Annotated in this window: 27 protein-coding genes and 2 pseudogenes; 17 read left to right on the top strand and 12 right to left on the bottom strand. The window is 73.2% G+C overall.

Features of this window, described 5'->3' with window-relative positions:
* Nucleotides 1-8: 8 nt before the first annotated feature.
* From ABD437_RS30040 to ABD437_RS30060, 5 genes are read left to right on the top strand one after another with little or no spacing between them, the layout of a single operon-like run.
* On the top strand, nucleotides 9-941 hold the full coding sequence (locus ABD437_RS30040) for a carbohydrate kinase family protein (protein WP_344652304.1): 933 nt from the start codon (nucleotides 9-11) through the stop codon (nucleotides 939-941).
* Nucleotides 938-2,071 carry an MFS transporter gene (locus ABD437_RS30045; RefSeq protein ID WP_344652305.1) on the top strand — a complete coding sequence of 378 codons (1,134 nt, stop codon included), beginning with the start codon at nucleotides 938-940 and terminating at the stop codon, nucleotides 2,069-2,071. The genes ABD437_RS30040 and ABD437_RS30045 overlap by 4 nt, the downstream gene beginning before the upstream one ends.
* 11 nt (nucleotides 2,072-2,082) lie before the next feature.
* Complete coding sequence (locus ABD437_RS30050) at nucleotides 2,083-3,447, top strand: flavin monoamine oxidase family protein (protein ID WP_344652306.1); 1,365 nt, start codon at nucleotides 2,083-2,085, stop codon at nucleotides 3,445-3,447.
* Complete coding sequence (locus tag ABD437_RS30055; protein ID WP_344652307.1) at nucleotides 3,444-3,872, top strand: SRPBCC family protein; 429 nt, start codon at nucleotides 3,444-3,446, stop codon at nucleotides 3,870-3,872. The genes ABD437_RS30050 and ABD437_RS30055 overlap by 4 nt, the downstream gene beginning before the upstream one ends.
* Nucleotides 3,869-5,401: a succinic semialdehyde dehydrogenase gene (locus ABD437_RS30060; RefSeq protein WP_344652308.1), complete on the top strand. Its 1,533-nt coding sequence runs from the start codon at nucleotides 3,869-3,871 to the stop codon at nucleotides 5,399-5,401. Before ABD437_RS30055 ends, ABD437_RS30060 begins: the two co-directional genes overlap by 4 nt.
* On the opposite strand, the gene ABD437_RS30065 is transcribed toward ABD437_RS30060, so the two are convergent.
* A complete protein-coding gene (locus tag ABD437_RS30065) occupies nucleotides 5,388-5,921 on the bottom strand; it encodes a DM13 domain-containing protein (protein ID WP_344652309.1) in 534 nt (177 codons plus the stop codon). The genes ABD437_RS30060 and ABD437_RS30065 overlap by 14 nt on opposite strands.
* Before the next feature lie 48 nt (nucleotides 5,922-5,969).
* Nucleotides 5,970-6,719, bottom strand: a complete 750-nt coding sequence (locus tag ABD437_RS30070) for a maleylpyruvate isomerase family mycothiol-dependent enzyme (RefSeq protein ID WP_344652310.1) — start codon at nucleotides 6,717-6,719, stop codon at nucleotides 5,970-5,972.
* Between the two features lie 9 nt (nucleotides 6,720-6,728).
* Here ABD437_RS30070 and ABD437_RS30075 point away from each other — a divergent pair, with 9 nt between their 5' ends.
* Nucleotides 6,729-6,920, top strand: coding sequence for a hypothetical protein (locus ABD437_RS30075; RefSeq protein WP_344652311.1), 192 nt, complete (start codon nucleotides 6,729-6,731; stop codon nucleotides 6,918-6,920).
* 62 nt (nucleotides 6,921-6,982) lie between these two features.
* Here ABD437_RS30075 and ABD437_RS43120 read toward each other — a convergent pair.
* The 3 genes and pseudogenes from ABD437_RS43120 to ABD437_RS30090 all read right to left on the bottom strand — a co-directional run.
* Nucleotides 6,983-7,120: pseudogene (locus ABD437_RS43120) on the bottom strand (hypothetical protein); the annotation flags it as partial.
* Nucleotides 7,054-7,284: a hypothetical protein gene (locus ABD437_RS30085; RefSeq protein WP_344652313.1), complete on the bottom strand. Its 231-nt coding sequence runs from the start codon at nucleotides 7,282-7,284 to the stop codon at nucleotides 7,054-7,056. The gene ABD437_RS30085 and the pseudogene ABD437_RS43120, both read right to left, overlap by 67 nt.
* Before the next feature lie 85 nt (nucleotides 7,285-7,369).
* Nucleotides 7,370-7,504, bottom strand: a pseudogene (locus ABD437_RS30090) (histidine kinase); the annotation flags it as partial.
* Between the two features lie 143 nt (nucleotides 7,505-7,647).
* Here ABD437_RS30090 and ABD437_RS30095 point away from each other — a divergent pair.
* From ABD437_RS30095 to ABD437_RS30110, 4 genes are all read left to right on the top strand, one after another.
* Nucleotides 7,648-8,235, top strand: coding sequence for an ArsR/SmtB family transcription factor (locus ABD437_RS30095; RefSeq protein WP_344652314.1), 588 nt, complete (start codon nucleotides 7,648-7,650; stop codon nucleotides 8,233-8,235).
* On the top strand, nucleotides 8,232-8,963 hold the full coding sequence (locus ABD437_RS30100) for an SRPBCC family protein (protein ID WP_344652315.1): 732 nt from the start codon (nucleotides 8,232-8,234) through the stop codon (nucleotides 8,961-8,963). The genes ABD437_RS30095 and ABD437_RS30100 overlap by 4 nt, the downstream gene beginning before the upstream one ends.
* Nucleotides 8,964-9,032: 69 nt before the next feature.
* Nucleotides 9,033-10,256: a serine hydrolase domain-containing protein gene (locus ABD437_RS30105; protein ID WP_344652316.1), complete on the top strand. Its 1,224-nt coding sequence runs from the start codon at nucleotides 9,033-9,035 to the stop codon at nucleotides 10,254-10,256.
* A gap of 104 nt (nucleotides 10,257-10,360) precedes the next feature.
* Nucleotides 10,361-11,152 (top strand): CPBP family glutamic-type intramembrane protease, encoded by a 792-nt coding sequence (locus ABD437_RS30110; RefSeq protein ID WP_344652317.1) that lies wholly within the window; start codon nucleotides 10,361-10,363, stop codon nucleotides 11,150-11,152.
* Here ABD437_RS30110 and ABD437_RS30115 read toward each other — a convergent pair.
* Nucleotides 11,136-11,993: an LLM class flavin-dependent oxidoreductase gene (locus ABD437_RS30115; RefSeq protein ID WP_344652318.1), complete on the bottom strand. Its 858-nt coding sequence runs from the start codon at nucleotides 11,991-11,993 to the stop codon at nucleotides 11,136-11,138. The genes ABD437_RS30110 and ABD437_RS30115 overlap by 17 nt on opposite strands.
* Nucleotides 11,994-11,998: 5 nt before the next feature.
* Nucleotides 11,999-12,415, bottom strand: coding sequence for a nucleoside deaminase (locus tag ABD437_RS30120; RefSeq protein WP_344652319.1), 417 nt, complete (start codon nucleotides 12,413-12,415; stop codon nucleotides 11,999-12,001).
* Nucleotides 12,416-12,485: 70 nt separating this feature from the next.
* Here ABD437_RS30120 and ABD437_RS30125 point away from each other — a divergent pair, with 70 nt between their 5' ends.
* The 4 genes from ABD437_RS30125 (at nucleotide 12,486) to ABD437_RS30140 (ending at nucleotide 17,036) form a co-directional block, all read left to right on the top strand.
* Nucleotides 12,486-12,809 (top strand): PadR family transcriptional regulator, encoded by a 324-nt coding sequence (locus ABD437_RS30125; RefSeq protein WP_344652320.1) that lies wholly within the window; start codon nucleotides 12,486-12,488, stop codon nucleotides 12,807-12,809.
* Nucleotides 12,806-13,693, top strand: coding sequence for a hypothetical protein (locus ABD437_RS30130; protein ID WP_344652321.1), 888 nt, complete (start codon nucleotides 12,806-12,808; stop codon nucleotides 13,691-13,693). Before ABD437_RS30125 ends, ABD437_RS30130 begins: the two co-directional genes overlap by 4 nt.
* A 76-nt stretch (nucleotides 13,694-13,769) precedes the next feature.
* Nucleotides 13,770-15,560: a putative bifunctional diguanylate cyclase/phosphodiesterase gene (locus tag ABD437_RS30135; protein ID WP_344652322.1), complete on the top strand. Its 1,791-nt coding sequence runs from the start codon at nucleotides 13,770-13,772 to the stop codon at nucleotides 15,558-15,560.
* Nucleotides 15,561-15,587: 27 nt separating this feature from the next.
* Entirely contained in the window at nucleotides 15,588-17,036 is a 1,449-nt protein-coding gene (locus tag ABD437_RS30140; protein ID WP_344652323.1) for a diguanylate cyclase domain-containing protein, read from the top strand.
* On the opposite strand, the gene ABD437_RS30145 is transcribed toward ABD437_RS30140, so the two are convergent.
* Both ABD437_RS30145 and ABD437_RS30150 read right to left on the bottom strand, forming a co-directional pair.
* Nucleotides 17,033-17,875, bottom strand: a complete 843-nt coding sequence (locus ABD437_RS30145) for a helix-turn-helix transcriptional regulator (RefSeq protein ID WP_344652324.1) — start codon at nucleotides 17,873-17,875, stop codon at nucleotides 17,033-17,035. The genes ABD437_RS30140 and ABD437_RS30145 overlap by 4 nt on opposite strands.
* 48 nt (nucleotides 17,876-17,923) lie before the next feature.
* Nucleotides 17,924-18,349, bottom strand: coding sequence for a hypothetical protein (locus ABD437_RS30150; RefSeq protein WP_344652325.1), 426 nt, complete (start codon nucleotides 18,347-18,349; stop codon nucleotides 17,924-17,926).
* Between the two features lie 64 nt (nucleotides 18,350-18,413).
* On the opposite strand from ABD437_RS30150, the gene ABD437_RS30155 reads away from it, so the two are divergent.
* Nucleotides 18,414-18,818: a PGPGW domain-containing protein gene (locus ABD437_RS30155; RefSeq protein WP_344652326.1), complete on the top strand. Its 405-nt coding sequence runs from the start codon at nucleotides 18,414-18,416 to the stop codon at nucleotides 18,816-18,818.
* 29 nt (nucleotides 18,819-18,847) lie between these two features.
* Here the strand turns inward: ABD437_RS30155 and ABD437_RS30160 are convergent, their stop codons facing one another.
* The 3 genes from ABD437_RS30160 to ABD437_RS30170 are packed head-to-tail and all read right to left on the bottom strand — an operon-like array spanning nucleotide 18,848 to nucleotide 21,600.
* Entirely contained in the window at nucleotides 18,848-19,651 is an 804-nt protein-coding gene (locus ABD437_RS30160; protein ID WP_344652327.1) for a LolA-like protein, read from the bottom strand.
* Nucleotides 19,648-20,181, bottom strand: a complete 534-nt coding sequence (locus ABD437_RS30165; RefSeq protein WP_344652328.1) for a SigE family RNA polymerase sigma factor — start codon at nucleotides 20,179-20,181, stop codon at nucleotides 19,648-19,650. The genes ABD437_RS30160 and ABD437_RS30165 overlap by 4 nt, the downstream gene beginning before the upstream one ends.
* A 15-nt stretch (nucleotides 20,182-20,196) precedes the next feature.
* A complete protein-coding gene (locus ABD437_RS30170; RefSeq protein ID WP_344652329.1) occupies nucleotides 20,197-21,600 on the bottom strand; it encodes a serine hydrolase domain-containing protein in 1,404 nt (467 codons plus the stop codon).
* A gap of 70 nt (nucleotides 21,601-21,670) precedes the next feature.
* Here ABD437_RS30170 and ABD437_RS30175 point away from each other — a divergent pair, with 70 nt between their 5' ends.
* Together ABD437_RS30175 and ABD437_RS30180 are read left to right on the top strand one after the other, a co-directional pair.
* Entirely contained in the window at nucleotides 21,671-22,291 is a 621-nt protein-coding gene (locus tag ABD437_RS30175; RefSeq protein ID WP_344652330.1) for a TetR/AcrR family transcriptional regulator, read from the top strand.
* On the top strand, nucleotides 22,288-22,953 hold the full coding sequence (locus tag ABD437_RS30180; protein WP_344652331.1) for a nucleoside/nucleotide kinase family protein: 666 nt from the start codon (nucleotides 22,288-22,290) through the stop codon (nucleotides 22,951-22,953). The genes ABD437_RS30175 and ABD437_RS30180 overlap by 4 nt, the downstream gene beginning before the upstream one ends.
* The last annotated feature ends 77 nt before the right edge of the window (nucleotides 22,954-23,030 follow it).

Consider the following 23,030-nt stretch of genomic DNA (forward strand, 5'->3'; position numbering starts at 1 on the left):
GAGTACGGATGAGGATCGGCTGCGTCGGCGTTCACGTCCTCGATCACCTGGTGATCGGGATCGAGTCGATCCCCGAGCACGGTGGCGGGCAGCTCGTCGAGACGATCCGGCTCAGCGCCGCCGGTACCGCCGGGGGCACCGCGCTGGTCGCGGCCCGCCTCGGGGCCGACGTCCGCAGCATCGGGGCGATCGGCGCCGACGCGCTCGGCGACACCCTCGTCGCGCTGCTGTCCCGCGAGGGGATCGACACCGGCGGGCTGGTGCGCACCGACGGCCACCAGACGTCGGCCTCGGTGTTGCCGATCCGGCCCGACGGCGCCCGCCCGGCCTGGCACTGCATCGGGGCCAACGGGGCGTTCACCGTCGACGACGTCTCCGACCAGCAGCTCGACGGCCTGACCCACCTGCACCTGGGTGGCCCGGAGTTCCTCGGCGGCGACGCGGCGGCCCGGCTGTTGCGTCGCGCCCACGAGCGGGGCGCCACGACGTCGGTCGACGTGCTGGCGCCCGGCGAACCCTGGCTGCTGGAGTGGATCGCGGCCGCCCTGCCCTACACCGACTACCTGCTCCCCAGCGACGAGCAGGTCCGGGGCTTCACCGGCGCGTCCGACCCGGCCGACGGCGCCCGGGCCCTGGTGGAGCTGGGCGCCGCCTGCGTCGCGGTCACCCGGGGAGCGCGTGGTGCGTCGGTGGTCACCGACGACGGGGTCCTCGACGTTCCCGCCTACGCCACGCGGGTCGTCGACACCAGCGGATGCGGTGACGCGTTCAGCGCCGGCTTCCTGCGCGGCCGGTCGATCGGGCACCCGCGTGCGTCGGCCGAGCTCGGCTGCGCGACCGCGGCCCAGGTGGCCGGTGGCCTCGGCACCGACGCCGGCTCGTACACCCTGGACGACGTGGTGGCCTTCGCGGCGACCGCGGATCGGCTGCCGGTCCGGTGAAGCCGGCCACGCTGATGGTGTCGGCCGCGTACGCCGCCCAGGGCGTGGGGTACGCCGCGGTCGTCACCGCGCTGCCGGCCGCGAAGGACCGGATGGGCCTTCACGACGCCGTGGTCGCCGCGATCCTGCTCGGGGTCTGCGTGGCCGCCGCGCTCGGCTCCGGGCTGGCCGACACGATCGCGGTGCGCCGCGGGAGCCGGACCGCGCTGTGCGTCGGGTTCGGTGTGCAGTGCGTCGCGCTGGCGGGGATCAGCCTGGCCCACCACCTGCCGGTCTACCTGGCCGCGGTCGCGCTGTACGGGCTGGGGCTGGGCACGGTCGACGCCGGCAGCAACATGCAGGCCGTCGCGCTGCAGGCGCGCGCCGGGGTGCCGATGCTCGGCCGCCTGTACTCGGTCTTCACCGTCGGGAGTGTTCTCGGCGCGCTCCTGTCCGCGGCCGTGGCCGCCCTGCACGTCTCGGCGTTGACGCTCGTCGGCGCCGTCGCGTTCGTCCAGCTCGGGCTGGCGGCGGCCGGCCGGAGGTGGCTGCTGCCGACCGTTCCCGCCCGGGACACCGGCGCGAAAGCGCGGGCGCCGCTGCCGCGGACGGCGATCTGGGCGGTCGGGTCGCTCGTGCTCGTCGCCTACGTCCTCGACTCCGCGGTGTCGACGTGGAGCACGATCTACCTCTCCGACGGCCTGCGTGCCTCGGCCGTGCTCGCACCGGTCGCCTACGCGGTCTACCAGGCGACGGTCCTGCTCACCCGGCTCGCGACCGACCCCGCGGTACTGCGCTGGGGCCGGCGCGCGGTGGCGGTGGCGGCGCTGCTCGGCGGAGCGACCGGGTGCGCGCTGATCGTGCTCGGGCCGACCGCGGCGGTGGCGGTGGTCGGGTTCGCCGTCGCCGGGCTGGCCGTCGGCGCGGTGGTGCCGATCGCCTTCGCCGCGGCCGGCCAACTGCTCCCGGCCCGGAGCGACGAGGTGATCGCCCGCGTCAACGTCTTCAACTACGCCGGTGCCGTCGCCGGCTCGGTCGTCCCCGGCCTGCTCGGCACCGGCGCGGCGCTCCGCTTCGGGTTCGTCGCCCCCGCGCTCGCGCTCCTGCTGGTGCTGCCCGTCGCACGCCGGCTCCGCCCTTCCGTCCCCTGAGGAGAACCAGCATGACCGACGTCGACGTCGTCGTGGTGGGTGCCGGTCTGTCCGGCCTCACCGCCGCACGCGCTCTGCAGCAGCGCGGCCTTCGTGTCCGGGTGTTCGAGGCGCAGGACCGGGTGGGCGGCCGGGTCCGTTCCGCCACCGTCGCCGGCGCCGTGGTGGATCTCGGCGGCACGTTCGTCGGTCCCGGCCAGGAGCGGATCCTCGCGCTGGCCGACGAGGTCGGCGTCGCCCGCCACCCGACGTACGACTCCGGCGACAACCTGCTGCTGTGGCGCAAGGACCGCAGGCGTTACCGCGGCCTCGTCCCACCGCTGGGCGTGGCCGGTCTCCTCGACCTGGTCCGGGTGCGGTCCGCGCTGGAGCGGCTGAGCCGCAAGGTCCCGGTCGGCCGCCCCGGCGACGCGCCCGACGCGGCCGGCCTCGACGCCCGGACGCTCGGATCCTGGCTCACCGCCAAGCGCGCCGGCCGAGGCACGCACGACCTGATGGCCGTGGTCAGCCGCACCTCGTGGGGATGTGAGCCGTCCGAGCTCTCGCTCCTCTACGCGCTGCACTACGTCGCCCAGGCCGGCGGCCTCGACGCGCTGCTCGGGACCCGCGGTGGCGCGGTCGAGCAGCACTTCGTCGAGGGCGCCCACGAGGTGGCGGTCCGGGTGGCCGACGCGCTCGGCGACGGCACGGTCCGGCTCGGCTCGCCGGTGCTGCGGATCGACCGGTCCGGTGACGGCGTCACCGTCTCCACCGACGACGGCCCGACCACCGCCCGCCGGGTGATCGTCGCGGTCCCACCGGCCCTGCGGCGGCGGATCCGGTTCGCTCCGGAGCTGCCCTCGGCGCACCGCCGGCTCGCCCAGCGCTGGTCGCCCGGGATCCTGTCCAAGGTGTACGCGGTCTACGACACGCCGTTCTGGCGGGGTGATGGTCTGAGCGGCATGGCCGTCTCCGACGAGGGACCGGTCTTCATCACGTTCGACGCCAGCCCTCGCGACGCGTCCCGTGGTGTTCTCCTCGGGTTCGTCGGTGGGGACTACGCCCGCGACTGGGACGCCGTCGACGCCGCCGAGCGCCGTATCCGCGCGCTGTCGGCCCTGGCCGACCTGTTCGGGGAACGCGCGCTCCGGCCGCTCGGCTACACCGACCACCGCTGGGCCGAGGAGGACTGGCTCGGTGGCGGCCCCACCGCGGCGCCGGGCCCCGGTGCCTCCGGCGCGCTGCACGCCCGGCTGACCGAGCCGGTCGGCCCGATCCACTGGGCCGGCACCGAGACCGCGACCCGCTGGGCCGGTCACCTGGACGGCGCGGTCTCCGCCGGGGAGCGCGCGGCCAGGGAAGTCACCGTCGCACTCACGCTGGAGGCCGTCCGATGACCTGGAGCCACCACCACAGCGAGCTGACCACCGCCACCCCGGCCCAGCTCTGGACCCGCTGGACCACCGCCGGCTACTGGCACGTCGACGACCCCGGCGTCGAGTGGGCCCGCTTCGACGGCGCGCTGGTCGAGGGAGCCACCGGTGTGGTCAAGACCCACGGCGTTCCGGCGCAGACGATCGAGTTCACCCGCGTGGAACCCGGCCGGGCGATGGACTTCACCATCCGGCTGCCGCTGGCCACCCTCGCGATCACCCACGACATGGCACCGGCCGCGGGCGGAACACGCACCACGCACGGCGTCGTCCTCGACGGTCCGCTGCACCGGATCTACGCGCTCCTGCTCGGCGGGACGCTCGCACGCGGCCTGCCCACCGTCGTCCGCAACGTGACCGCCGGCGCGCTCCGGGACGGCGACGCGTGACCGCCCGGCTCTCCGCGCTCGCCGCCGTGCCCGGCGACCGCGGCCGCATCGCCGTCCACTGCCCGGTGGACGGGGAGCGGATCGGTGACATCGCCCGCGCCCGCCCCGAGGACGTCGCTCCGGCCGCCGCCCGCGCCCGTGCCGCCCAGCGGACGTGGAGCCAGGTGCCGGTCCGGGACCGCGCGCACGTCGTCCGCCGCTTCGGACGGCTGGTGCTGACGCGTCGGGCCGAGATCCTCGACGTCATCCAGCGGGAGTCCGGGAAGTCACGGGCGGACGCGTTCGAGGAGGTGCTCGACGTCGCCCAGGTCAGCCGGTACTACGCCACCGTCGGCCCCGGTCTGCTGCGCACCCGCCGGCGACGGGGCGCCATCCCGGGCCTGACCGTCACCCACGAGGCCCGCCACCCCAAGGGCCTGGTGGGTGTCCTCTCGCCCTGGAACTATCCGCTCGCCCTGGGCATCTCCGACGCGCTGCCCGCGCTGCTCGCCGGCAACGCGGTGCTGGCCAAACCCGATCACCTGACGCCGTTCTCGTGCCTGCTGGCCAAGGAACTGCTGACCGAGGCCGGGCTGCCCGACGACGTGTTCACCGTGGTCACCGGCATCGGGGCCGAACTCGGCGAGGCCGTGGTCAGCTGCGTCGACTACGTGATGTTCACCGGCAGCACCCGGGTCGGACGTCTCCTCGCGGCCGGCGCCGCCGAGCGCCTCACCGACTTCTCGATGGAGCTCGGCGGCAAGAACGCCCTGCTGATCTGCGCCGACGCCGACCTGGACCGGGCCGTACCCGGCGCGGTGCGCTCCTGCTTCGCCAACTCGGGCCAGCTGTGCATCTCCACCGAGCGGCTCTACGTCGACACGAACGTCTGGGACGACTTCGTCCCGCGGTTCGTCGACGCCGTGCGTGGCCTGCGGCTGGGCTCCGGGCTCGACTGGTCCTACGACCTGGGGCCGCTGATGTCGACGCGCCAGCTCGGAACCGTCCAGCGGCACGTCGACGACGCGGTCGCGCACGGCGCCACCGTGCTGACCGGGGGCCGGGCCCGCCCCGACCTGGGCCCGACCTTCTACGAGCCCACCGTGCTCACTGGCGTCACCCCGGCCATGGCCGTGTCCGCCGAGGAGACGTTCGGCCCGGTCGTCTCGCTCTACCGGGTCGACGGCGACGACGACGCCGTCGAGCGGGCCAACCGGAGCGAGTACGGGCTCAGCGCCTCCGTCTGGACCCGCGACCGCGCCCGCGGCCGACGACTGGCGTCGCGCCTGCACAGCGGCAACGTCAACCTCAACGAGGGGTACGCCGCCGCCTGGGGTTCCGTCGACGCGCCGATGGGCGGGTGGGGCGCCTCCGGCACCGGGACCCGGCACGGCTCCCACGGCCTGCTGAAGTACACCGACCCGCAGACCGTCGCCCGGCAGCGCCTGCGGAACCTGAGCCGGCCGCCCGGCGTCCGCGGCGAGGTGTACGCCCAGGTGATGACCTGGGCGCTCCGCGCGCTCGACCGCGCCGATCTCAGGCGAGGGTGAGCTCGGCGGCGCCGAACGACACCGAGAAGCGCTTGCACCAGATCGTGACGCTGCGCAGACCCTCCACATCGGTCGTCGCGGGCAGGTCGTACACCTGGTTGCCGCGGTTGCCGCGCAGCGCCGCCACCTCCAGGTAGCGGCCGTCGTCGAAGACGTGCCAGCCGGCCCGCCCCGGGCGGACGGCCTGGTCGGTGAGCCAGACCCGCAGGTCCGGTCCGTCGGAGGTCCGCAGCCCGAGCAGGACGAGCTGGTGCGTGCCGCCGGGGCGTTCGATCAGCTGGACTCGGCCGGAGGTGTCGTGCTCGTGGGTGACGAACGTGCCGGTGGCCACCAGCCGGTTGCCGACCGGCGGGGCGCTCGCCGACGCGCTCGCCGTGGGCGCGGGTGCCGGCACCACCGGTACCTCGTCGGCGACCGTGGTGTTCGTGGCCAGGCGCCACGGTTGGAACCAGTACAGGCCGAAGCCCGCAGCGGCCAGCAGCACCGGGATGAGCACCCACGTCAGCGGTCTCGCGAACATGGTTCCCAGGCTAGGGGTGGCCGCGGCGCCACGACCCTTACGAACCCCTTACGTCCAGTTGACCGTGGCCCGGCGGCGCCACGTGTCGAGCACGCCGGGGTCACCGTCCACCGTGAGCCGTTCGGTCCCGGCGCGGTTCCACAGCAGCCGGTAGAGGTCGGTCGCCGGACCGGTGAGGCGCAGCGTGGCGGGGTGGTCGCCGGGGACGACGCGGAGACCGGCGGGGGCGAGGTGCACGGTCCAGGCCGCGTCGACGTCGTCGGCGGCCAGCGAGAGCGTCACGGCCGGGTCGGCGGTGATCCGGCCGGGACGGCGGGCGAGGAAACCGTGGAGCAGTTCGTCGATGCCGTCGGCGGCGAACGCCGGCTCCCAGTCCGGGATCGACGCGCCGGCGGCCTCGGCGTCGGCGCGGTGGATCGCGGTCTCATGCGCCTGGCGCCGGGCCCAGAACGCCAGCGGCGAGGGCGCGGTGAGGAACGTCCAGCAGTGGATCGTCGGCTCGGCGTCGGTGAGGGTGCGGACGAGGTCGCGGTGCCCCTCGCGGAACCAGCCGAGCAGCGTGTCGTCGGCCGGGGCGGCGAAGAACCGCTTCTCCTCGTCCGCGCCGAACGGCTCGGGCCGCTGCGTGGCGACCAGGGCGGCGGCCCACCGGTGCACTCCGCCGACGTGGGCGAGCAGGTCACGCACCTGCCAGCCGGGACAGGTCGGCACCGGGGCGTCCGGGCCGGCCCGCTCGGCCGCCCGGCCCAGCGCCTCACCGTCACGACGCAGCACGTCCACGAAGTCGTCGATCCGCACCCGGTCATCGTGCCGTACGACGCCGCCTCGCGCGCCCATGCCGTGGCCCGGGTGGCGCGGTGGGCCGTGACGGCCAGCGCCAGCCCCCACCCGACGAACACGAAGAGCGTGCGGAACACCGCCCGGCCTTCGGCGACGTCCGACCACAGCCAGTACACCCGGATCAACGCTTCGCCGGCCAGAGAGATCAGCACCATGTGATCCAGGCTCGCGGGACCGGGCTCCACGGTCTCGACGCCGACGCCCAGCTCACGACCGATCTCCGCGTTGGACCGCCCGGTCGCGAGCAGGCGGAGGACGTCGAGCTCGCGACGATCCGCCGGGCGTCGTACACCTAGTCGTCGTTCTCGAACGTGGCGACGACCAGGACACGCGGCGGGGCCACCGAGCGGGGACAGCAGCAGGCGGGTGGCCTGCAGCCCGTCGACACCCGGCATCCGGACGTCCGTCGTCGACGCCGCCGGCCCGGACGTCGGCGCACCGGCGCGGTAACTCGGGTGAGCTCCGGTGCGTGCGTGGCCTCGTCGCCGCGGAGGGCGCCGAGCGCGTGGTCCAGATCGGCCACCGCGCTCCGGCTCGTCTCCTCGATAGTCGCCAGCGCCCGCCGGGTCGGTGTCGAACACCCGCTGGGCCGCGGCGTCCTGCAGCGTGGCCGCGGTGAGCGTGTGCCCGATCGGATCGTGCCGCTCGCGGGCGAGGCGGTTCCGTTCGGCCAGCGGGCGTGCCGTCTCCTCGGCCGCGGCCGCCTGCTCCGCGGCGGACGGCCCGAGCAGCACCGGTGCCATCACGGCGGCCAGCGCCCCGAAGCCGGCGGCGACGTACCCGACCACGACCGCAGCACCAGCACCGCCCCGCTCATCACTGTCGGTCAGCCACCGAAGATAATATCCTCCTTGACAAAAATATTTTTCGGTACGACGCTGGGCCCATGCAGGACATCGCCGTGATCGAGGACGCCGCCGCGGCGGAAGCTTCGCTCGATCCGATCCGGGCCCGGATCCTCGCCGAACTCGCGGAACCCCACACCGCCACCACGCTCGCCGCCCGCCTCGGGCTGGCCCGCCAGAAGGTCAACTACCACGTCAAGACGCTCGAGCAGCACGGGCTCGTCGAGCTCGTGGAGGAGCGGCGCAAAGGCAACATGACCGAGCGCGTCGTGCGCGCGTCGGCCGCCGCCTACGTCATCTCCCCGGCCGCGCTCGCGGCGGTCGCCCCCGATCCGGCCCGGTCGCCCGACCGGTTGTCGGCGCGGTGGCTGCTCGCGCTCGCCGCCCGGCTGGTGCGTGAGACCGGCGCGCTCATCAACGGGGCGGCGCGGGCCAACAAACCACTGGGCACGTTCGGCCTCGACGCCGAGGTGCGGTTCGCCACGCCGGCCGATCGGGCCGCGTTCCTCGGCGAGCTGACCTCGTCGCTCGCCGAACTGGTCAGCAAGTACCACTCGGAAACCGGGCGAGGGCACCGCGTCGTCATCGCGGTGCACCCGAGCCTCACGGAAGGCGGAGACAAGTCATGAGCCACCCCTTCGAAATCCACGGCGAGATCACTGTGGACGCCACCCCGGAACAGGTCTGGGACGCGATCACGACCGGGCCGGGTGTCGACTCCTGGCTCATGGGCCGCACCGTGGTCGACAGCGACAGCAAGACCAGCACGTTCGACATGTTCGGCGCCACGTCGACCGCGAACATCACCGCCTGGGAGCCGGGGCGCCGGTACGCGACCGAGGAGGACAAGAACCCGGACGGCACGTTCACGGCGTTCGAGTGGCTGATCGAGTCACGCGACGGAGGTGGCACCGTCGTGCGTTTCGTCCACAGCGGCGCGCTCGGTGACGACTGGGAGGCCGAGTACAACGGGCTCTCGGTCGGCGACCAGGCGTACCTGAGCAAGCTCGCGGTGTACCTCGAGCACTTCGCGCCCCGCACGGCGGAGCACTCGACGTTCCTGCCCGGGCCGGTCGCCGAGGGCCCGTGGGCGGCGATGACCGCGGCCGTCGGCGCCGGCCTCGACGCGGCGGACGGGCAGCCGGCCCGGCTCAGCGTGCCCGGCATCGAGCCGGTCGACGGCGTCGTCGAGTTCGTGCACTCGACCAGCTTCGTCGGCATGCGCACCGGCGACGCGATCTACGTGCTGATCCACGGCTACACCGGCATGGTGTTCGCGACCGCGCACTACTTCGACGGCCGCGACCGGTCGGCCGAGATCGAGGCGTGGCAGGCCTGGCTCGGCTCGCTGGGGTAGTGCAGGCGCTACCTCGGCTGACCAGTTGGCGGCAATGTTCGCCGGCGGCCGTCTCGCCAGGATTGAGCCATGACGAACACGGCGAACATCTTCGGGAAGACGGCGCTCGTGCTGGCCGCGGCGGCCGCGCTGACCGGCGTCGCGACCAGCCCCGCGTCGGCCACCGGCGGGCCCGGGGTCGACGACGCACTGCAGCGCGAGGTGGCCCAGCACGTGCTCGAGGCCGGCCCGCCCGGGTACCTGGCCCGGATCGACAACGGCCGCCAGGTCTACACGCTGGCGCGTGGCGTCGCGGACCGGTCGACCGGCCGCCGCATCAAGGCCACCGACCAGTTCGAGGCCGGCAGCAACACCAAGACGTTCACGTCGGTGCTCACCCTGCAGCAGGTCGACCGGGGCCGGGTCAGCCTCGACGCCCCGGTCGAGAAGTACCTGCCGGGAGTGGTGCCGAACGGCAAGAACATCACCGTCCGGCGGCTGCTCAACCACACCAGCGGCCTGTTCAGCTACACCGGCGACGAGAACTTCTTCGCCGGTATGGCCAAGAACCCCCAGCACGTCTACACCGACGCCGAACTGCTGAAGATCGCGTTCAAGCACCAGCCCTACTTCGCGCCGGGCCAGGGCTGGCAGTACTCGAACACGAACTACACGCTGCTCGGGATGATCCTGCAGAAGCAGACCGGCAAGTCGATGGCCACGCTGGTGCAGGAGCGCATCGCCGGCCCGCTGGGGCTGGAGGACACCTACTACGCCGACCCGCGGGCGACCGACACCGGGGACGGGTTCGCGCACGGGTACGCGATCGAGTTCGCCAGTGGCAAGCCGGTCTACACCGACACGTCCGACTGGCCGATCGGCAGCTGGGGCGGCGCCGCGGGTGCGATCGTCACCACGGCCGACGATCTCTCCACGTTCTTCTCCGGTGTGCTGCAGGGCAAGCTGTTCTCGCAGGCCCAGCTCACGCAGATGAAGACGACGGTTCCGCTGCCCGCGGCCTTCCCGATCAAGGGCGGCTACGGCCTCGGCCTGTTCAAGACCGACTCGCCGTGCGGCACGGTGTGGGGCCACGGTGGCGACACGATGGGACACCACAGCACGGCAGTGGCCACCGAGGACGGCCGGCGCACCGCGGTCACCGACGCGACCGGTGAGCCGCTCGAGGCCACCGAGAACGCCGGCGTCACGCGCTACTACGAGACCCTCGTCTTCGGTGCCGACGCGGTGACCACGTGCCAGATGCTCGGCCAGCCGGTTCCGGCGAAGGTGCTGGCGAGCCTGCGAGGCAAGTGAGCCTCGCACCCCGCCGAACCCGGATCCGACGTAGAGCCAGCTCTACGTCGGATCCGGGGCTCTGCCGTCCTGCCCGGGGCGGTCGGCCTTGATGTGCTGGATCGATGACACGACGTACGACGATCTGGCCGTTCCTGCTCCTCGCGTTCGGTATCGCCTGGGGCTGGGGTGCGCTCGCCTACTTCGTGTTCGACCTCTCGCTGGTGAACCCGCTCGTGCAGATCCCGGGCGGGTTCGCGCCGGCCGTCGCGGCGGTGGTGGTGCGGCGCTGGATCAGCCGCGAGGGCTTCGCCGACGCCGGCGCCCGCCCGCGGCTCCGGGCGGCCTGGCCCTACTACCTGCTGGCCTGGCTCGCTCCGCTGGGCGTGGCCGCGGTCGTGCTGGCGGTCGCGGCCACGTCGGGCCAGTGGGAACCGGGCCTCGGCGACGTGGTCCCCGGCGTGCCGGTCTGGGCGGTGCCGCTCGTGCTCGGCCTGCTGGCGCTGGTCACGACCCCGCTGTTCTGGGGCGAGGAGTTCGGGTGGACCGGCTATCTGCTGGTGCGCATCGCCCCCGGCCGCCCGCGCGTCGCCGCGCTGGCGGCCGGTCTGGTGGCGGCGATCTGGCACTACCCGCTGGTCTTCACCGACTACGGCCAGTACCGGAACGTGCTGTTCGGCCTGGCCGGCTGGACCGCGTGGATCATGTGCCAGGAGGTGCTGCTGGCCTGGCTGCGTGAGCGCAGCGGCAGCGTCTGGCCGGCCTGTCTGGCGCACGCGGGCAACAACATGATCCTGGCCCCGCTGACCGGAGTACTGACGACCTCGGGCGCGGTCAGCAACGAGGCCGTGCAGGTGCTCGTCGTCGTGGTGCTGGCCGCTCTGGCGCTCCGGCCGCTGCTCACCGCCCCCCGATGAGCCGGTCGGCGAGCGCGGCGAGCGTGCGGAAGTCCTCGGCGGCCGGAAGGCGGTCGCGGGGGTGGTCGGGGTTGGAGTCCAGGACGACGTACTCCGCGCCCAGTTCGATCAGCGTGCGGAAATCGGCCGCGACCTGGTCGAGGCTGCCGGTGCCGGGCGCACGATCGGGTGCGGAGTCGTGCGCCGTGACCCGAGCACGCATCCGGGGACAGAACGCGACCCCCTGCGTCTTCGGGAGACCGACGTCACGCAGCCAGTCCAGCGGAGCGTTGTTCGGATGCCAGGCGTCGCCGTGCGCCACCGCCCGGCGCAGCACCGCGGGCGCGGTACCACCGATCCAGATCGGAGTGTGGCGGGCGGCCCCGGTCGCGACGTCCCGGTAACCGACGAACTCGCCGCTCGCCGACGTGACCTCGTCGCGGAGCGCGGCGCGGATCGCGGCCACGTACTCCTCCGACATCCGTCCGCGGGCGTCGAAGTCGAGCCCCAGCGCGTCGAACTCGTCGGCGGCCCAGCCGGCGGCGACGCCGAGCACGAAGTGCCCGTCGGTGAAGTCGTGGAGCGCGGCCGCCATCGAGGCGGTGAGCAGTGGGTGGCGGTACGGCAGGATCGTGACGGTCGTGCCGAGCTCGAGCCCCTCGGCGTACCCGGCCACCCAGCCGAGGGTGGTGAACGGGTCGTAGAACGGCGGCGGGTAGAGGTCGGCCACCTGCGGGGTGACGGCCACGTGGTCGGACATCATCGCCAGCGTGAAGCCGTGGTCCTGGGCGAACCGCACCCAGTCGCGCATCTCGCGCGGCGAGGTGCTGAAGTTCGGGATGTTGATGCCGAGTTTGACCATCGCGCTCAGCCGTTCAGGTAGCGCGCGAACGGCGCGGTGCGGTCGGCGTGGTCGGCGTGGCGCGCCTCGAAGACGGCCGGCGCGGGCACCGGGTAACCCAGGTCGGGGATGTCGGTGGCCGGCGCGGCGTACCAGATCACCGCGATTCCGGTGGCGCTCGCCGTCCCGCAGCACATCGGGCAGGGCTCGCAGCTCGAGTAGACCTCGGCGCCGCGCAGATCGAGGGTGCCGAGGCTACGGCAGGCCGCCCGCACGGCTTCCACCTCGGCGTGTGCGGCCGGGTCCAGGTCACGGAGCACGGTGTTGACGCCGGTCGCCAGTACTTCGCCGTCGCGGACCACCAGTGCGCCGAAGGGGAGTTGCCCGGAGGCGGCGTTCCGGGTGGCGAGGTCGACCGCGCGACCCAACAGGTTCGGATCCATGCGGACCTTGTTATCAGTCGCTGAAAGCCGCTCATTTACATATGTAGTTCATCGTCATATGGTGGCGCCCGTGCGAGAACCGACCTACTTCATCCTGGCCGCGCTCCAGGACGAGCCCCGCTACGGCTACGCGATCATCAAGCGGGCCGAGGCCCTGTCCGAGGGCCGGGTCACGCTGGCCACCGGCACGCTCTACTCCGCGCTGGATCGCCTCACCGCGGAGGGCTTCGTCCGGGTGGTGCGTGAAGAGATCGTCAACGGCCGGGCCCGGCGCTACTACGAGGTCACCCCGGACGGCCTGGCCGCCCTTCGCGTCGAGGCCGCGCACCTGGCCAACGCGGCCAAGGTGGTGACCGACCGGATGGCGCTGCGCCCCGCGGCCGGCCTCGCATGAGCAGCCGGCTCGAGCGACGCTACGCCCGTGTCCTCCGCCTCTACCCGAAGGCGTACCGGGAGGAACGCGGCCCCGAACTGATGGCCACGCTCCTGGAGGCGCCCGGCCGCCCGATGCGCCGCGAGCTGCCGGCGCTCCTGCTGGGAGCCCTCCGCGCCCACGCCGGGTCGGCGCGCCGGACCACCGCCGGAAGCTGGCTGATCGCGTCGCGCATCGCCGCGCTGATGGTCCTGATCTACTCGATCACCACCCCGCCCGTCCGGGCCGGCCTCACCCTCGTCTACGGCCCTCCGCACGACTGGTGGTTGCTCGAGCAGAGCCTGCCCGAGGTGCTGGCGGCGCCGGTGGGGCTGCTCGCGCTGGTCGCCGGCACGCTGGGACGGCACCGGATGGCGCTCGCCGTCACCGCCGTCGCGTTCCTGGTGGGGTTGGGCACGTGGCTGACCGACACCGCGCTGGAGGCCGGCTTCTTCCACTACCTGTTCGCGGCGGTGCTGCTGCTACCGGTGGCCCGGAAGGCCCCGCCGCCGGTATCCGGGCTGCTCAGGTACGCCCTCTACGCGCCCTTACTGCTCATCGCCGCCGACCACGTCGGGGACAACCTGCTTCCCGCCGTGGCCGGGATCGTGCGGTTCGGCGCGTTCGTCGCCGTCTGGGTCGTCGCGCTGCTCTGGGCCGTCGTCGACGAGCGCGTCACGATGGCCGTCGGGCTGTTCTTCCTCGCCGAGGCACTGGTCTGGTCGATCCGGCTGACGGCCGTCTTCGTCGGAGGCACCGGCGTGGTCCTGAGCTCGCTCGTCGTCTCGGCGGCGCTCACCGCGCTCGTTCCCACCGTGTTGCTCTCGGTCTCCGCCCTCGCCGGCCGCCGCCAGGCGCGGTTGTAGGACCCCGGAAACCCTTCGATCCGCCCGCACCCGGCCGATGGGGATCTGACGAGGATCCTCCGAGCCGGGGAGGGGCGTGCTCGACGGACTGCGCGGCCGGCTGAACGCCGGCCGCTTTCGGCGTCCGGTGATCGCCACCGGACCGGCGATGGCGGCTATGGCGGGGGCGGCGTACCTGGTCGGTGGGGTCATCGGCCTGTTCTCGGCCGCGCTGGAAAACGACCGCGACGGCAACGCCTACGTGCTGGCGATGTCGCTGCTCGCGGTGGCGCTCGGGAGCGGGCTGGGGCTCGTCGCGGTCCGCGGGCACCGGCTGCCCGACACCTTCTACCACCTGCTGGCGCTCGCCCCGATCGGCGTGATCACGCTGGGCGTGCGGTCCGAGCGGGGGAACCTCCTGGCGATGGCGCTGGCGTCGCTGCTGATCCTGGTGACGATCTTCGCGTTCGCGTTCTTCACCTGGGTGGCGGCGTGGAGCCTGCAGATCCTCTCGGTGGCGGCGCTGATCGGCACCAAGCTGGCCTGGAACGCGATGCCGTGGATGGCGGTGGTCGCGATGTCCGTGCAGAACGTCATGCTCGCGGTGATCCTCGGCTGGCTGGTGCGTGCCGCGGCGCGCGCGGAGACCGACGATCTCACCGGGTTGCCGGACCGCCGCGGGTTCGAGCGGGCGCTGGCGTCCGCGCTCGACCGGGCGGCACGCGTCGACCGCCCGCTGAGCCTCGCGTTCCTGGACCTGGACGACTTCGCCGCGGTCAACGATCAGCGGGGGAGAGCCGCCGGGGACCAGCTGCTGCACCTGGTCGCGCAGGAGTGGGCGGCGGTGGTCGGGTCCGACGGGGTGCTGGCGCGCTACGGCGGCGATCGCTTCGCGCTGCTGTTGCCGCTCTCGGGCTCCCAGGCGTCCGCGGTGCTGGAGCGGTTCCCGCGTGAGTTCTCGGCCGGTATCGCCGGCCGGTGCCTCGACGACACGCCGGTCACGCTGTCGGGCCGGGCGGAGGCCGCGCTGGAAGAGGCCCGCCGGGCCGGGGGCAGGCGCATCTTCTGCAGCGCGGACAGCGCCGCGGACAGCTGGGCCGAGATGGCCGCCGCGCTGTCGGCGGGCGAGTTCACCGTCGTCTACCAGCCGATCGTCGACCTCCGCTCCGGGCGGGTCACCGGGGCCGAGGCGCTGCTGCGGTGGGCGCGGGCGAACGGCACCCGGGTGTCGCCGGTCGACTTCATCCCCCGGGCCGAACGCAGCGGTTTCGTCACCGAGCTCGGCCGGTTCGTGCTCGAGACCGCCGGCCGGGAGGCCGCGTCGTGGCCCGTCCCCGCCAAGATCACGGTCAACGTGTCCGGCCGGGAGCTGCACCAGCCCGGCTACTACGACCAGGTCGCGGCGACGCTGATGACGACCGGCCTCCCGCCGGAGCGCCTCGTCCTCGAGGTCACCGAGAGCATGCTCGAAGCCGACTCGCCGGTCGCGCTCACGACGCTGCGCCGGCTGCGGGCGCTCGGGATCCGGATCGCGGTGGACGACTTCGGCACCGGGTGGTCGTCGCTGAGCCGGCTCGACCGGCTGCCCGCGGACGTCCTGAAGATCGACCAGTCGTTCGTCGCCGCGATCGCGCCGGAGGCCACGTCCGCGCCGCTGATCGCCGCCATCACGGCGCTGGCGGCGGCGCTCGGGCTGCGTACGGTCGCCGAAGGCGTCGAGGAACAGCACCAGGCGACGGTGCTCGCCCGTCACGGGTGCGAGGAGGTGCAGGGCTGGCTCTACGGACGCCCCGGCGACAGCGCGTCGATCCGTGCGGCGCTGCGCCGCCACGTGGCCACCGATGCTCCCGTTCCCGGCGAGCCGCTCAGGCCCGTTTCTTCTCCGTAGCGCCGTCCCGTCGCCGATGAGCAGCACGTGAGACCTGTTCCCGGGTGGCTCGTGCCGCTGTTCGCCGCGGCCTGCGGTGTGCCGTCGGCGATCGCGCCGGGCAACGCGTGGGCGCACGGCTGCTACCTGCTCGGGTTCGCGTCGTTCGTCGTCCTCGGCTGGGTGCGCCTGCGCATGGTCTCCGGACCCGCGCGCACCGGCTACGGTCTCATCCTCGGCGCGCTCAGCGTCTGGCTCGTCGGCGACCTGCTGTACGACGCGCTGACCCGCGTCGTCGGGCCGCCCGGCGACGTGAGCCCGGCCGACGTCTTCTGGGTCAGCGGCTATCCGCTGTTGGCGATCGGGTTGGTGCACCTGGTGCGGCTGCGCACCTCCGGGCGCCTGCGCGAGGGCCTGCTCGACGCGATGACGCTGGCCACGGTCATGGCCTGGCTGTGCTGGCAGTTCGTGATCCTCCCGGCCGCCGAGAACCAGCGGCTCGCGCTGCCGGTGGTCGTCGGTGCGCTCTACCCGCTGGGTGACGTCGTGCTGTTCGCCGTCGTCGCGATCCTGGTGATGGCGCCCGGCTCGAAGCGCGGACCGACCCGTTTCGTCGTCGGCGCGCTGGCCCTGACGTTGTGCGGCGACGTCCTCATCTCGATGCTGCCCGCGGTGTTCACCGACCTGTCCCGCGCCGTGCAGGCCGATCGCCTGGACGGGGTGCTGCTGGTGGCGAACAGCTTGTTCGTGGCCGCCGTCCTGCACCCGGACGCGGCGAAGATCGCCGAGCCGTCCGCGACCGGGCACCAGAAGTTGCACCCGGCCCGGGTGGTCTTCCTCGGGATCCCGCTGGTCACGATGCCGTTGTTCGCCGGTCTGAACACGTTCACCGGCGTGGCCAGCCGCGTCTCGCTGATCGTGTCGATCGTGCTGCTGACCTCGCTCGTGCTGGTGCGGTTCGTGCTCGTCGTGCGCGGGCAGGAGGCGATCCGCGCCGAGCTCGCCCACCAGGCCCACCACGACCAGCTGACCGGCCTGGCCAACCGGTCCGCGCTGCGTACCGTGCTCGACCTGTCGTTGTCCGGCCCGCGGGGCGGGTACGGGCCGGTGCTCTTCTACCTGGACCTCAACGGCTTCAAGCAGATCAACGACCGGTACGGGCACGCCGCCGGAGACGTCGTGCTGGTCGAGTTCGCGAACCGGCTCACCGGCGTGCTCCGGCCCGGCGACGTCGCGGCCCGCCTCGGCGGGGACGAGTTCGTGGTGCTCTCCGAGGGCATCGGGACGCCGGCCGAGGCGGGCGCGATGGCCGGGCGGCTCCAGGCGTTGACCGTCACCCCGGTCGTGAAGGACGGCGTGGAGCTCGCCGTGGGCGTCAGCATCGGCGTGGCCGCGGCCGGTGATCTGGAGCACCCCGACGTCGACGGGCTGCTCGCCGCCGCCGACGCCGAGATGTACACCCACAAGACCGCCCGCCGGACGCTCCAGAACGCCTAGACGAGGGTCTGGGTGCCGAGCACGATCGCCAGGTCGAGGCGTTCGGCGTCGGAGGTGCCCGGCTCGGCGGTGTAGACCATGATGCGCAGCTCGTCGGTGGCGACGACGAGCGTGTCGCAGTCGAGCGTGATCTCCCCGACCGTCGGGTGGTCGATCACCTTGTGCCGCGACGGCTCCCGTTCGGCGTTCGACGAACCGGATTCCCACAGCTCGACGAACCGCGGGCTCGACGCGGACAGCTCCGCGACCAGGTGGGCCAGTGAGCGGTCCGCGGGGTAGCGGGCGGACGTCAGCCGCAGGTCGGCGACCAGGCCCGCCTGCAGGTCGGCCTCCTCCTCCGGGGTGTGCACGGTCCGGTTCCGCGGCCCGACGAGGTGCCGCCACACCGCGTTGCGTTCGATTCCGCGCCAGCTCGACGTGTCACCCATCAGCGCTTCGTAGGGCGCGTTCGCGACGACGAGCGTCCAGCTCGCGTCGTACACCACGGCCGGTGTGTTCGAGAGCCGGTCGAGCAGCCGCTGGACGCTCGGAGCCAGCCTCGACGGCACCACGTCACGACCGGGCGACGCGTGCCCGGCCAGCTCGAACAACAGCTCGCGCTCGGCGTCGGACACGCGCAGTGCCCGGGCGAGTGCCTCGACGACCTGCACCGACGGTGACGTCGCCCGCCCCTGTTCCAGGCGGGTCAGGTAGTCGGCGGAGATGCCGGCGAGGCCGGCGAGCTCCTCCCGGCGCAGGCCGCTGGCCCGGCGCCGCCCGGTGGCGCGCAGACCGACGTCCGCGGGTGCGACCCGGTCACGCCGGCGACGCACCATCCGACCGAATTCCCACGTGTCCACGCCGCCAGTCTGCGCCTCCGCGGCCCGATCAGCCTGGCCCGGCCAGACCTACGACGGCGGCCGGGTCTTCGGCACCACCGAGCCGTCCACCAGCGCTCCGCCGAGCTTCTTCTGACGGATCGTGGCCTGGTCCTTGGTGCTGGCGGAGACCGTCCACCCGGGGCCGACGACGTACCACCCGCCGAAGCCGGCGGCCTCGTAGAGCCACACGTCCCGGAACTTGTCCGCCGGGAACGTGGTCACGGCGAACAGGGCGTCGCCGGTGCCGCACATGCCCTGGCGCAGCTCCTCGGCCTGGATGCGGATCTCGGGGGTGCAGTCCAGGCGCGACGCGATCTGCTCGACGGTGCCGGTGACCGGCGGGGACACGCTCGGCGACGGGGACGAGGTCGGTTCCGGCTCCGCACCGGAACACCCGGCGAGCACGCCGCCGAGCAGGGCCACGGCCAGTACCTCGGAATGCCTCCGTCTCATGACCGGGTCTACGTGAGGCGCGGCGGCCCGGTTCACTGGCGTGGCCGGATTAGCCTGGGTAACCGTGGCAGTCAAGCGCATCGTGGTCGCCGTGGTCGGAGCGGTTCTGCTCCTCGTCGGCGTGGCCCTGTTGGTGCTGCCCGGCCCGGGCCTGCTGCTCGTGCTCGCCGGGTTGGTCGTTCTCGCGTCGGAGTTCCCGGGGCTGGAGCGTCACGTCGAGCCGGTGCGCAGGCAGGCGATGCGTGCGGCGGAGGAGAGCGTGTCCGCACCGTGGCGTATCGCCGGGACGGTGGTGTTCGGCCTGTTCATGATCGGTGCCGGGGTGGTGTGGGGCGTCGTGGACTCGCTGCCGCTCAGCGGGTGGAGCACCGGGACGAGCCTGATCCTGTCCGGGCTGGTCGTCCTCGGCCTGCTTGTCTGGAGCTACCGCCGCGTGCGCTCCCGCGCGCGCGTCCGGTCCGGCCCGTAACCGGATCCGGACGCGCCGACGAGGGTCGCTCACCTGGGCGGCCGGGACGGCCAGTCGGAGGGTGGGGTCAGCGTCACCCGGGTGCGTGCCTCGGGAGTGCGGTCGAACCACTCGTAGTCGGCCTGCATCGTGACCACGCCCTTTCCGGGCTCGGGCTCGACCGACGAGCGCTGACGCACCAGGACGTCGGTGTCGGCCGTCACCCAGACGTCGAGGTCCGGGTCGGCGGTACCCCTCCTCGACAAGTGGATCGTGTCCACACCGTTGATCTTCTCCCGACCGACCGGGCGCAGCGCGGTCTCGGTCTTGAGCCAGGCCCGCATCATCTCCGGCGTGGCCAGCGGAATCTGCTCCCCGCCGTTGTCGCAGGACCACCAGGTGCGGTTGTTCCGGTCGACGCAGACGGCGGTCATCGACTTGCGCTTGTTGTGGCCGACGTCGATGCCCGGCCCTGCGCCGTCGATCTCGACCTGGTCGCCGGTGACCGGATCGCGCCAGATCTCGATCTTGTGTTGCTCGCCCGGCTCGCCCGGCCCGTAGGTGCGCGTCGTGATGTGCAGGATGTAGGGGCCGGCGGTGCGCAGCGTGCGGTCGAGCGGCGGGGCGGCGCTGACCAGCCGGTCCGTCGACGGGCCGCCCGGGTCGGCCACCGCGTAGCCGACTCCGCCGATGGCCAGCACGGCCACCGCGGTGGCCGCGACGACGGCCCGGCGGTGTCGCGTCCGGCGGCGGTGGGCCGTGCGCGCCCCGGCGATGAGGTCACGGTCGACGTGGTAGCCGGCGGCGACCTCACGCATCCCGGCCATGAGCTGGTCTTCGAGCGGGCTGGTCATCGACGTGCTCCGTTCGGTTCCGGCGCGTCCTCGAGTGGCCAGGAGGCGGTGAGCGTGCGCAGGTGCTTCAGGCCGCGGGCGGCGGTGGACTTGACGGTGCCGGTGGAGCAGCCGAGCGCCGCGGCGATCTCGACCTCGCTGAGCCCTTCGAAGTAGCGCAGCACCAGCACGGCGCGCTGCCGGGGCGTCAGCTCGCCCAGTGCCTGCACCAGCGCCAGGCGGAGCGTGAGCGCCCCGGAGCCGTCGGGCTGCGCCACCGCGGGAGCGAGGTCGGTGAGCACCTCGGGCCGGCGCCGCCGCCGTCTCCAGCTGTCCACCGCCAGGTGGTAGAGGATCCGGCGGAGGTAGGCCTCCGGATCGCCCTGGATCCGGTGCCACTGGCGCATCATCTTCTCGATCGCCGCCTGCAGCAGGTCCTGGCCCGCTTCCCGGCCACCGGCGAGCAGGCCCGCGGTGGCCAGCAGCGCGTCACTGCGGGTGGCGATCAGCGCGTCGAGGCCTTCGTAGTGAGTTTCTCGGTGACGTAACAACGCCTCCCCTTCCCGTCACCCTCCAAGGACGTCGGCGGCGGGGCGCGCGTTGTCGGGGCGGGCGGAAATTCCGAACTGGACGACGCGGACCACCGCGAGTGTCCCGGCGAGCACGATCACCGCGACCAGAGCGAGCCCGATGTCGGGCGTCCAGAGCAGGGTCTGGCCCAGGCCGACGCCCATCAGGGCGGGGAAGCCCCAGGCCGCGAACACGATCAGCGCTCCGCACGGGACCAGCCCGGCGATCAGCCGCCCCACGGTGCGCCGCCGCCGCCGGACGGACCAGGCCAGCCGCGCCACCAGGACCAGCACGACGACCAGGAGGACGATCAACGCGGCCGCGAGGAGCGGGTCGGCCTCGGCGCCGGTCGGCGTTCCCCCGGTGGCGATCCGGGCCAGGTCGAACGCGGCCGCGGCCAGCTCACCGTCGACCGCCGGGGAGTAGGCGTTGGCCAGCACCACCACGCCGAGATCCGAGCCGGGCACCAGGACGACGTGGCTGAAGAAGCCGGGCGTCGCGCCGGCGTGCCAGACGATCCGCTCGCCGTCGAGCTCGCTCTCCCGCCAGCCGAGCCCGTAGCGCCCCGCGCCGAACTCGGCCGCGCCCTTCTGGGTCAGCGTGATGCCGGCCGGCGAGAGCAGCTGGGCGCGGCCGTAGCGTCCGCCGCGTAGTTCGGCGGTGACGAAGTGGGTGACGTCCTCGAGATCCGCACCGAGGTAGCCGTAGGAGACGCCGGACGCGTCGTAGGCCGGGTCGAAGCGGCGGGGATGGCCGAGATAGTAGCGATGACCGGCCGGGAGCGACTCGGCGTCGGCGGGGGTGGCCACGGCGTTGTCCATGGCGAGCGGGTCGAGCACGGCGCGGTGGAGGTGGTCGCCGAAGTGCTCACCGGTCACCGCCTCGACGACGGCGGCCGCGGCCAGGTAGTTGGCGTCGCTGTACTCGTGTTCGCCGGGGGCGCGGCCGGGTTCCAGCTCGCGGACGGCACGGTCCAGCTCCTCGGCGTCGGAACCGAAGCGGTCGGTGCGCAGGGCCCACTGCGCCAGGCCGCTGGTGTGGGTGAGCAGGTGGCGGACCGTGATGCCGGCCGGGAACTCCGGCCGGTAGGTGCGCACCGGCGCGTCGAGGTCGATCTGACCGCTCTCCACCAGCTGCATCACCGCCAGCGCGGTGAACGGCTTGGACACCGAGCCCAGCAGGAACGGGGTGTCGGCGGTGACCGGCTCGCCGTCGCCGTCGGTGCCCCAGGTACGGCTGTGCACGACCTCGTCGCCGCGCACCACCGCGAAGGCCAGGCCGGGCAGCCGGTGCTCGGACTGGTAGCGGCGCATGTAGTCGTCGGTCGGATCGGACTCGGCCGCGGCGGCCGGACCGGCCCCCACCACCAGCAGGACCAGCACTAACAGAAGAAGACGCATCCCCGTGCTCCGTTGTCATATCGCCATACGGTTATTCGCGATGGATACCGTACCGCGATATGGTTACGGCGTGCCAAGGGTTGCCGATCACGAAGCGCGCCGGCGTCAGGTCGCCGAGGCGGTCGAGCAGCTGATCGCCGACGACGGGTACGACGGCGTGACGGTCGCGCGCACGGCCGCGCGGGCCGGGATCTCCGTCGGCCTCGTGCAGCACTACTTCGCCACCAAGGACGACATGCTGCTGCACACGTTCACGTTGCTGCGTGAACGCGTCGAACGGCGAACCATGCACGACGCCGACCGAGCCGGTCAGGCGGGGGAGCGCATCGAGCACATCCTGGTCCCGGCGTTGCGCGAGATGCTGCCGCTCGACGAGCGCCGCCGCCGGGAGCGTCGGGTGCTGCAGGCGTTCGCCGGGCGCGCGGTGGAGAACCCGCGGTTGGCCGAGGCGCTGCGGGCCAGCGACTCGCACCTCGAGGGCGTGCTGGCCCGGGCGATCGGCAACGGCAAGCTCTGCGGTGAGGTCGTCGACGACGTGAACGAGGCCGACGAGGCCGCGCTGCTCCTCGCGCACGTCGACGGGCTCGCCCAGCTCCTGTACTTCGACCCCGCCCGCTCGGCGGCCGAGTCGGCGCTCGCCGACCACGTCCACCGCCTGTTCCCCGGCCCCTGCAACCATCCCCGCCCATGAGACGCGCCGTCCTGACCTCCATCGCCGCCTACCTCGCCACCCGACGCCCTGGCCACCCGCTGCGCGTCGGCATCGACGGCATCTGCGGCGTGGGCAAGTCGACGTTCGCCCGCGAGCTGTACTCGGCCCTGGCCGAAACCGCCCGGCCGGTCGTCCTGGTGGACTCCGACGGGTTCCACCACGTGCGTGAACGCCGCTACCGGCAGGGCCGCGACTCCGCGCGCGGTTACTACGAGGACGCGTACGACTTCGACGCGCTGGTCGCGAACGTCCTCGTCCCGCTCGGCCCCGGCGGGTCGCGGGAGTACGCGCGCCGGGTGCACGACATGGCGTCGGACGAGGTCGTGGTGGGGGACACCGCGACCTGCCCGGCCGACGCGGTCGTCCTGTTCGACGCCACCTTCCTGCAGCGGAACGGCCTCCGGGAGTACTGGGACGAGGTCGTCTACCTGCACGCCGACGTGGAGACCGCGACCCGGCGCGGGGTGGCCAGGGACGCGGGCAGGCTCGGTGGCCCGGAGAACGCGAGGGCGGCGTTCGAGCGCAGGTACGCGGCGGCCTGCCGGATCTACCTCGACGAGCAGCGGCCCCGGGAGCGGGCCTCGATCGTCGTCGGCCACGACGACCCGATGGTGCCCCTCCTGGAGCGAATGCCCGGTTGAGGCACGTCACTCCGGGAAACTCCTGGGGAAGCCCAGTCGTCAGACGGGTGACGGGGAGGTGCGATGAGCTGGAGTGC

The organism is Cryptosporangium japonicum, from assembly GCF_039524755.1.
In the GTDB taxonomy this organism is placed as follows: domain Bacteria; phylum Actinomycetota; class Actinomycetes; order Mycobacteriales; family Cryptosporangiaceae; genus Cryptosporangium; species Cryptosporangium japonicum.

Coding starts and splice junctions, on each gene's coding strand:
- ABD437_RS30040 (WP_344652304.1), top strand. CDS start 9: ATGAGGATCGGCTGCGTCGGCGTTCACGTCCTCGATCACCTGGTGATC.
- ABD437_RS30050 (WP_344652306.1), top strand. CDS start 2,083: ATGACCGACGTCGACGTCGTCGTGGTGGGTGCCGGTCTGTCCGGCCTC.
- ABD437_RS30055 (WP_344652307.1), top strand. CDS start 3,444: ATGACCTGGAGCCACCACCACAGCGAGCTGACCACCGCCACCCCGGCC.
- ABD437_RS30065 (WP_344652309.1), bottom strand. CDS start 5,921: ATGTTCGCGAGACCGCTGACGTGGGTGCTCATCCCGGTGCTGCTGGCC.
- ABD437_RS30095 (WP_344652314.1), top strand. CDS start 7,648: ATGCAGGACATCGCCGTGATCGAGGACGCCGCCGCGGCGGAAGCTTCG.
- ABD437_RS30100 (WP_344652315.1), top strand. CDS start 8,232: ATGAGCCACCCCTTCGAAATCCACGGCGAGATCACTGTGGACGCCACC.
- ABD437_RS30105 (WP_344652316.1), top strand. CDS start 9,033: ATGACGAACACGGCGAACATCTTCGGGAAGACGGCGCTCGTGCTGGCC.
- ABD437_RS30110 (WP_344652317.1), top strand. CDS start 10,361: ATGACACGACGTACGACGATCTGGCCGTTCCTGCTCCTCGCGTTCGGT.
- ABD437_RS30115 (WP_344652318.1), bottom strand. CDS start 11,993: ATGGTCAAACTCGGCATCAACATCCCGAACTTCAGCACCTCGCCGCGC.
- ABD437_RS30120 (WP_344652319.1), bottom strand. CDS start 12,415: ATGGATCCGAACCTGTTGGGTCGCGCGGTCGACCTCGCCACCCGGAAC.
- ABD437_RS30130 (WP_344652321.1), top strand. CDS start 12,806: ATGAGCAGCCGGCTCGAGCGACGCTACGCCCGTGTCCTCCGCCTCTAC.
- ABD437_RS30150 (WP_344652325.1), bottom strand. CDS start 18,349: ATGAGACGGAGGCATTCCGAGGTACTGGCCGTGGCCCTGCTCGGCGGC.
- ABD437_RS30160 (WP_344652327.1), bottom strand. CDS start 19,651: ATGACCAGCCCGCTCGAAGACCAGCTCATGGCCGGGATGCGTGAGGTC.
- ABD437_RS30170 (WP_344652329.1), bottom strand. CDS start 21,600: ATGCGTCTTCTTCTGTTAGTGCTGGTCCTGCTGGTGGTGGGGGCCGGT.
- ABD437_RS30180 (WP_344652331.1), top strand. CDS start 22,288: ATGAGACGCGCCGTCCTGACCTCCATCGCCGCCTACCTCGCCACCCGA.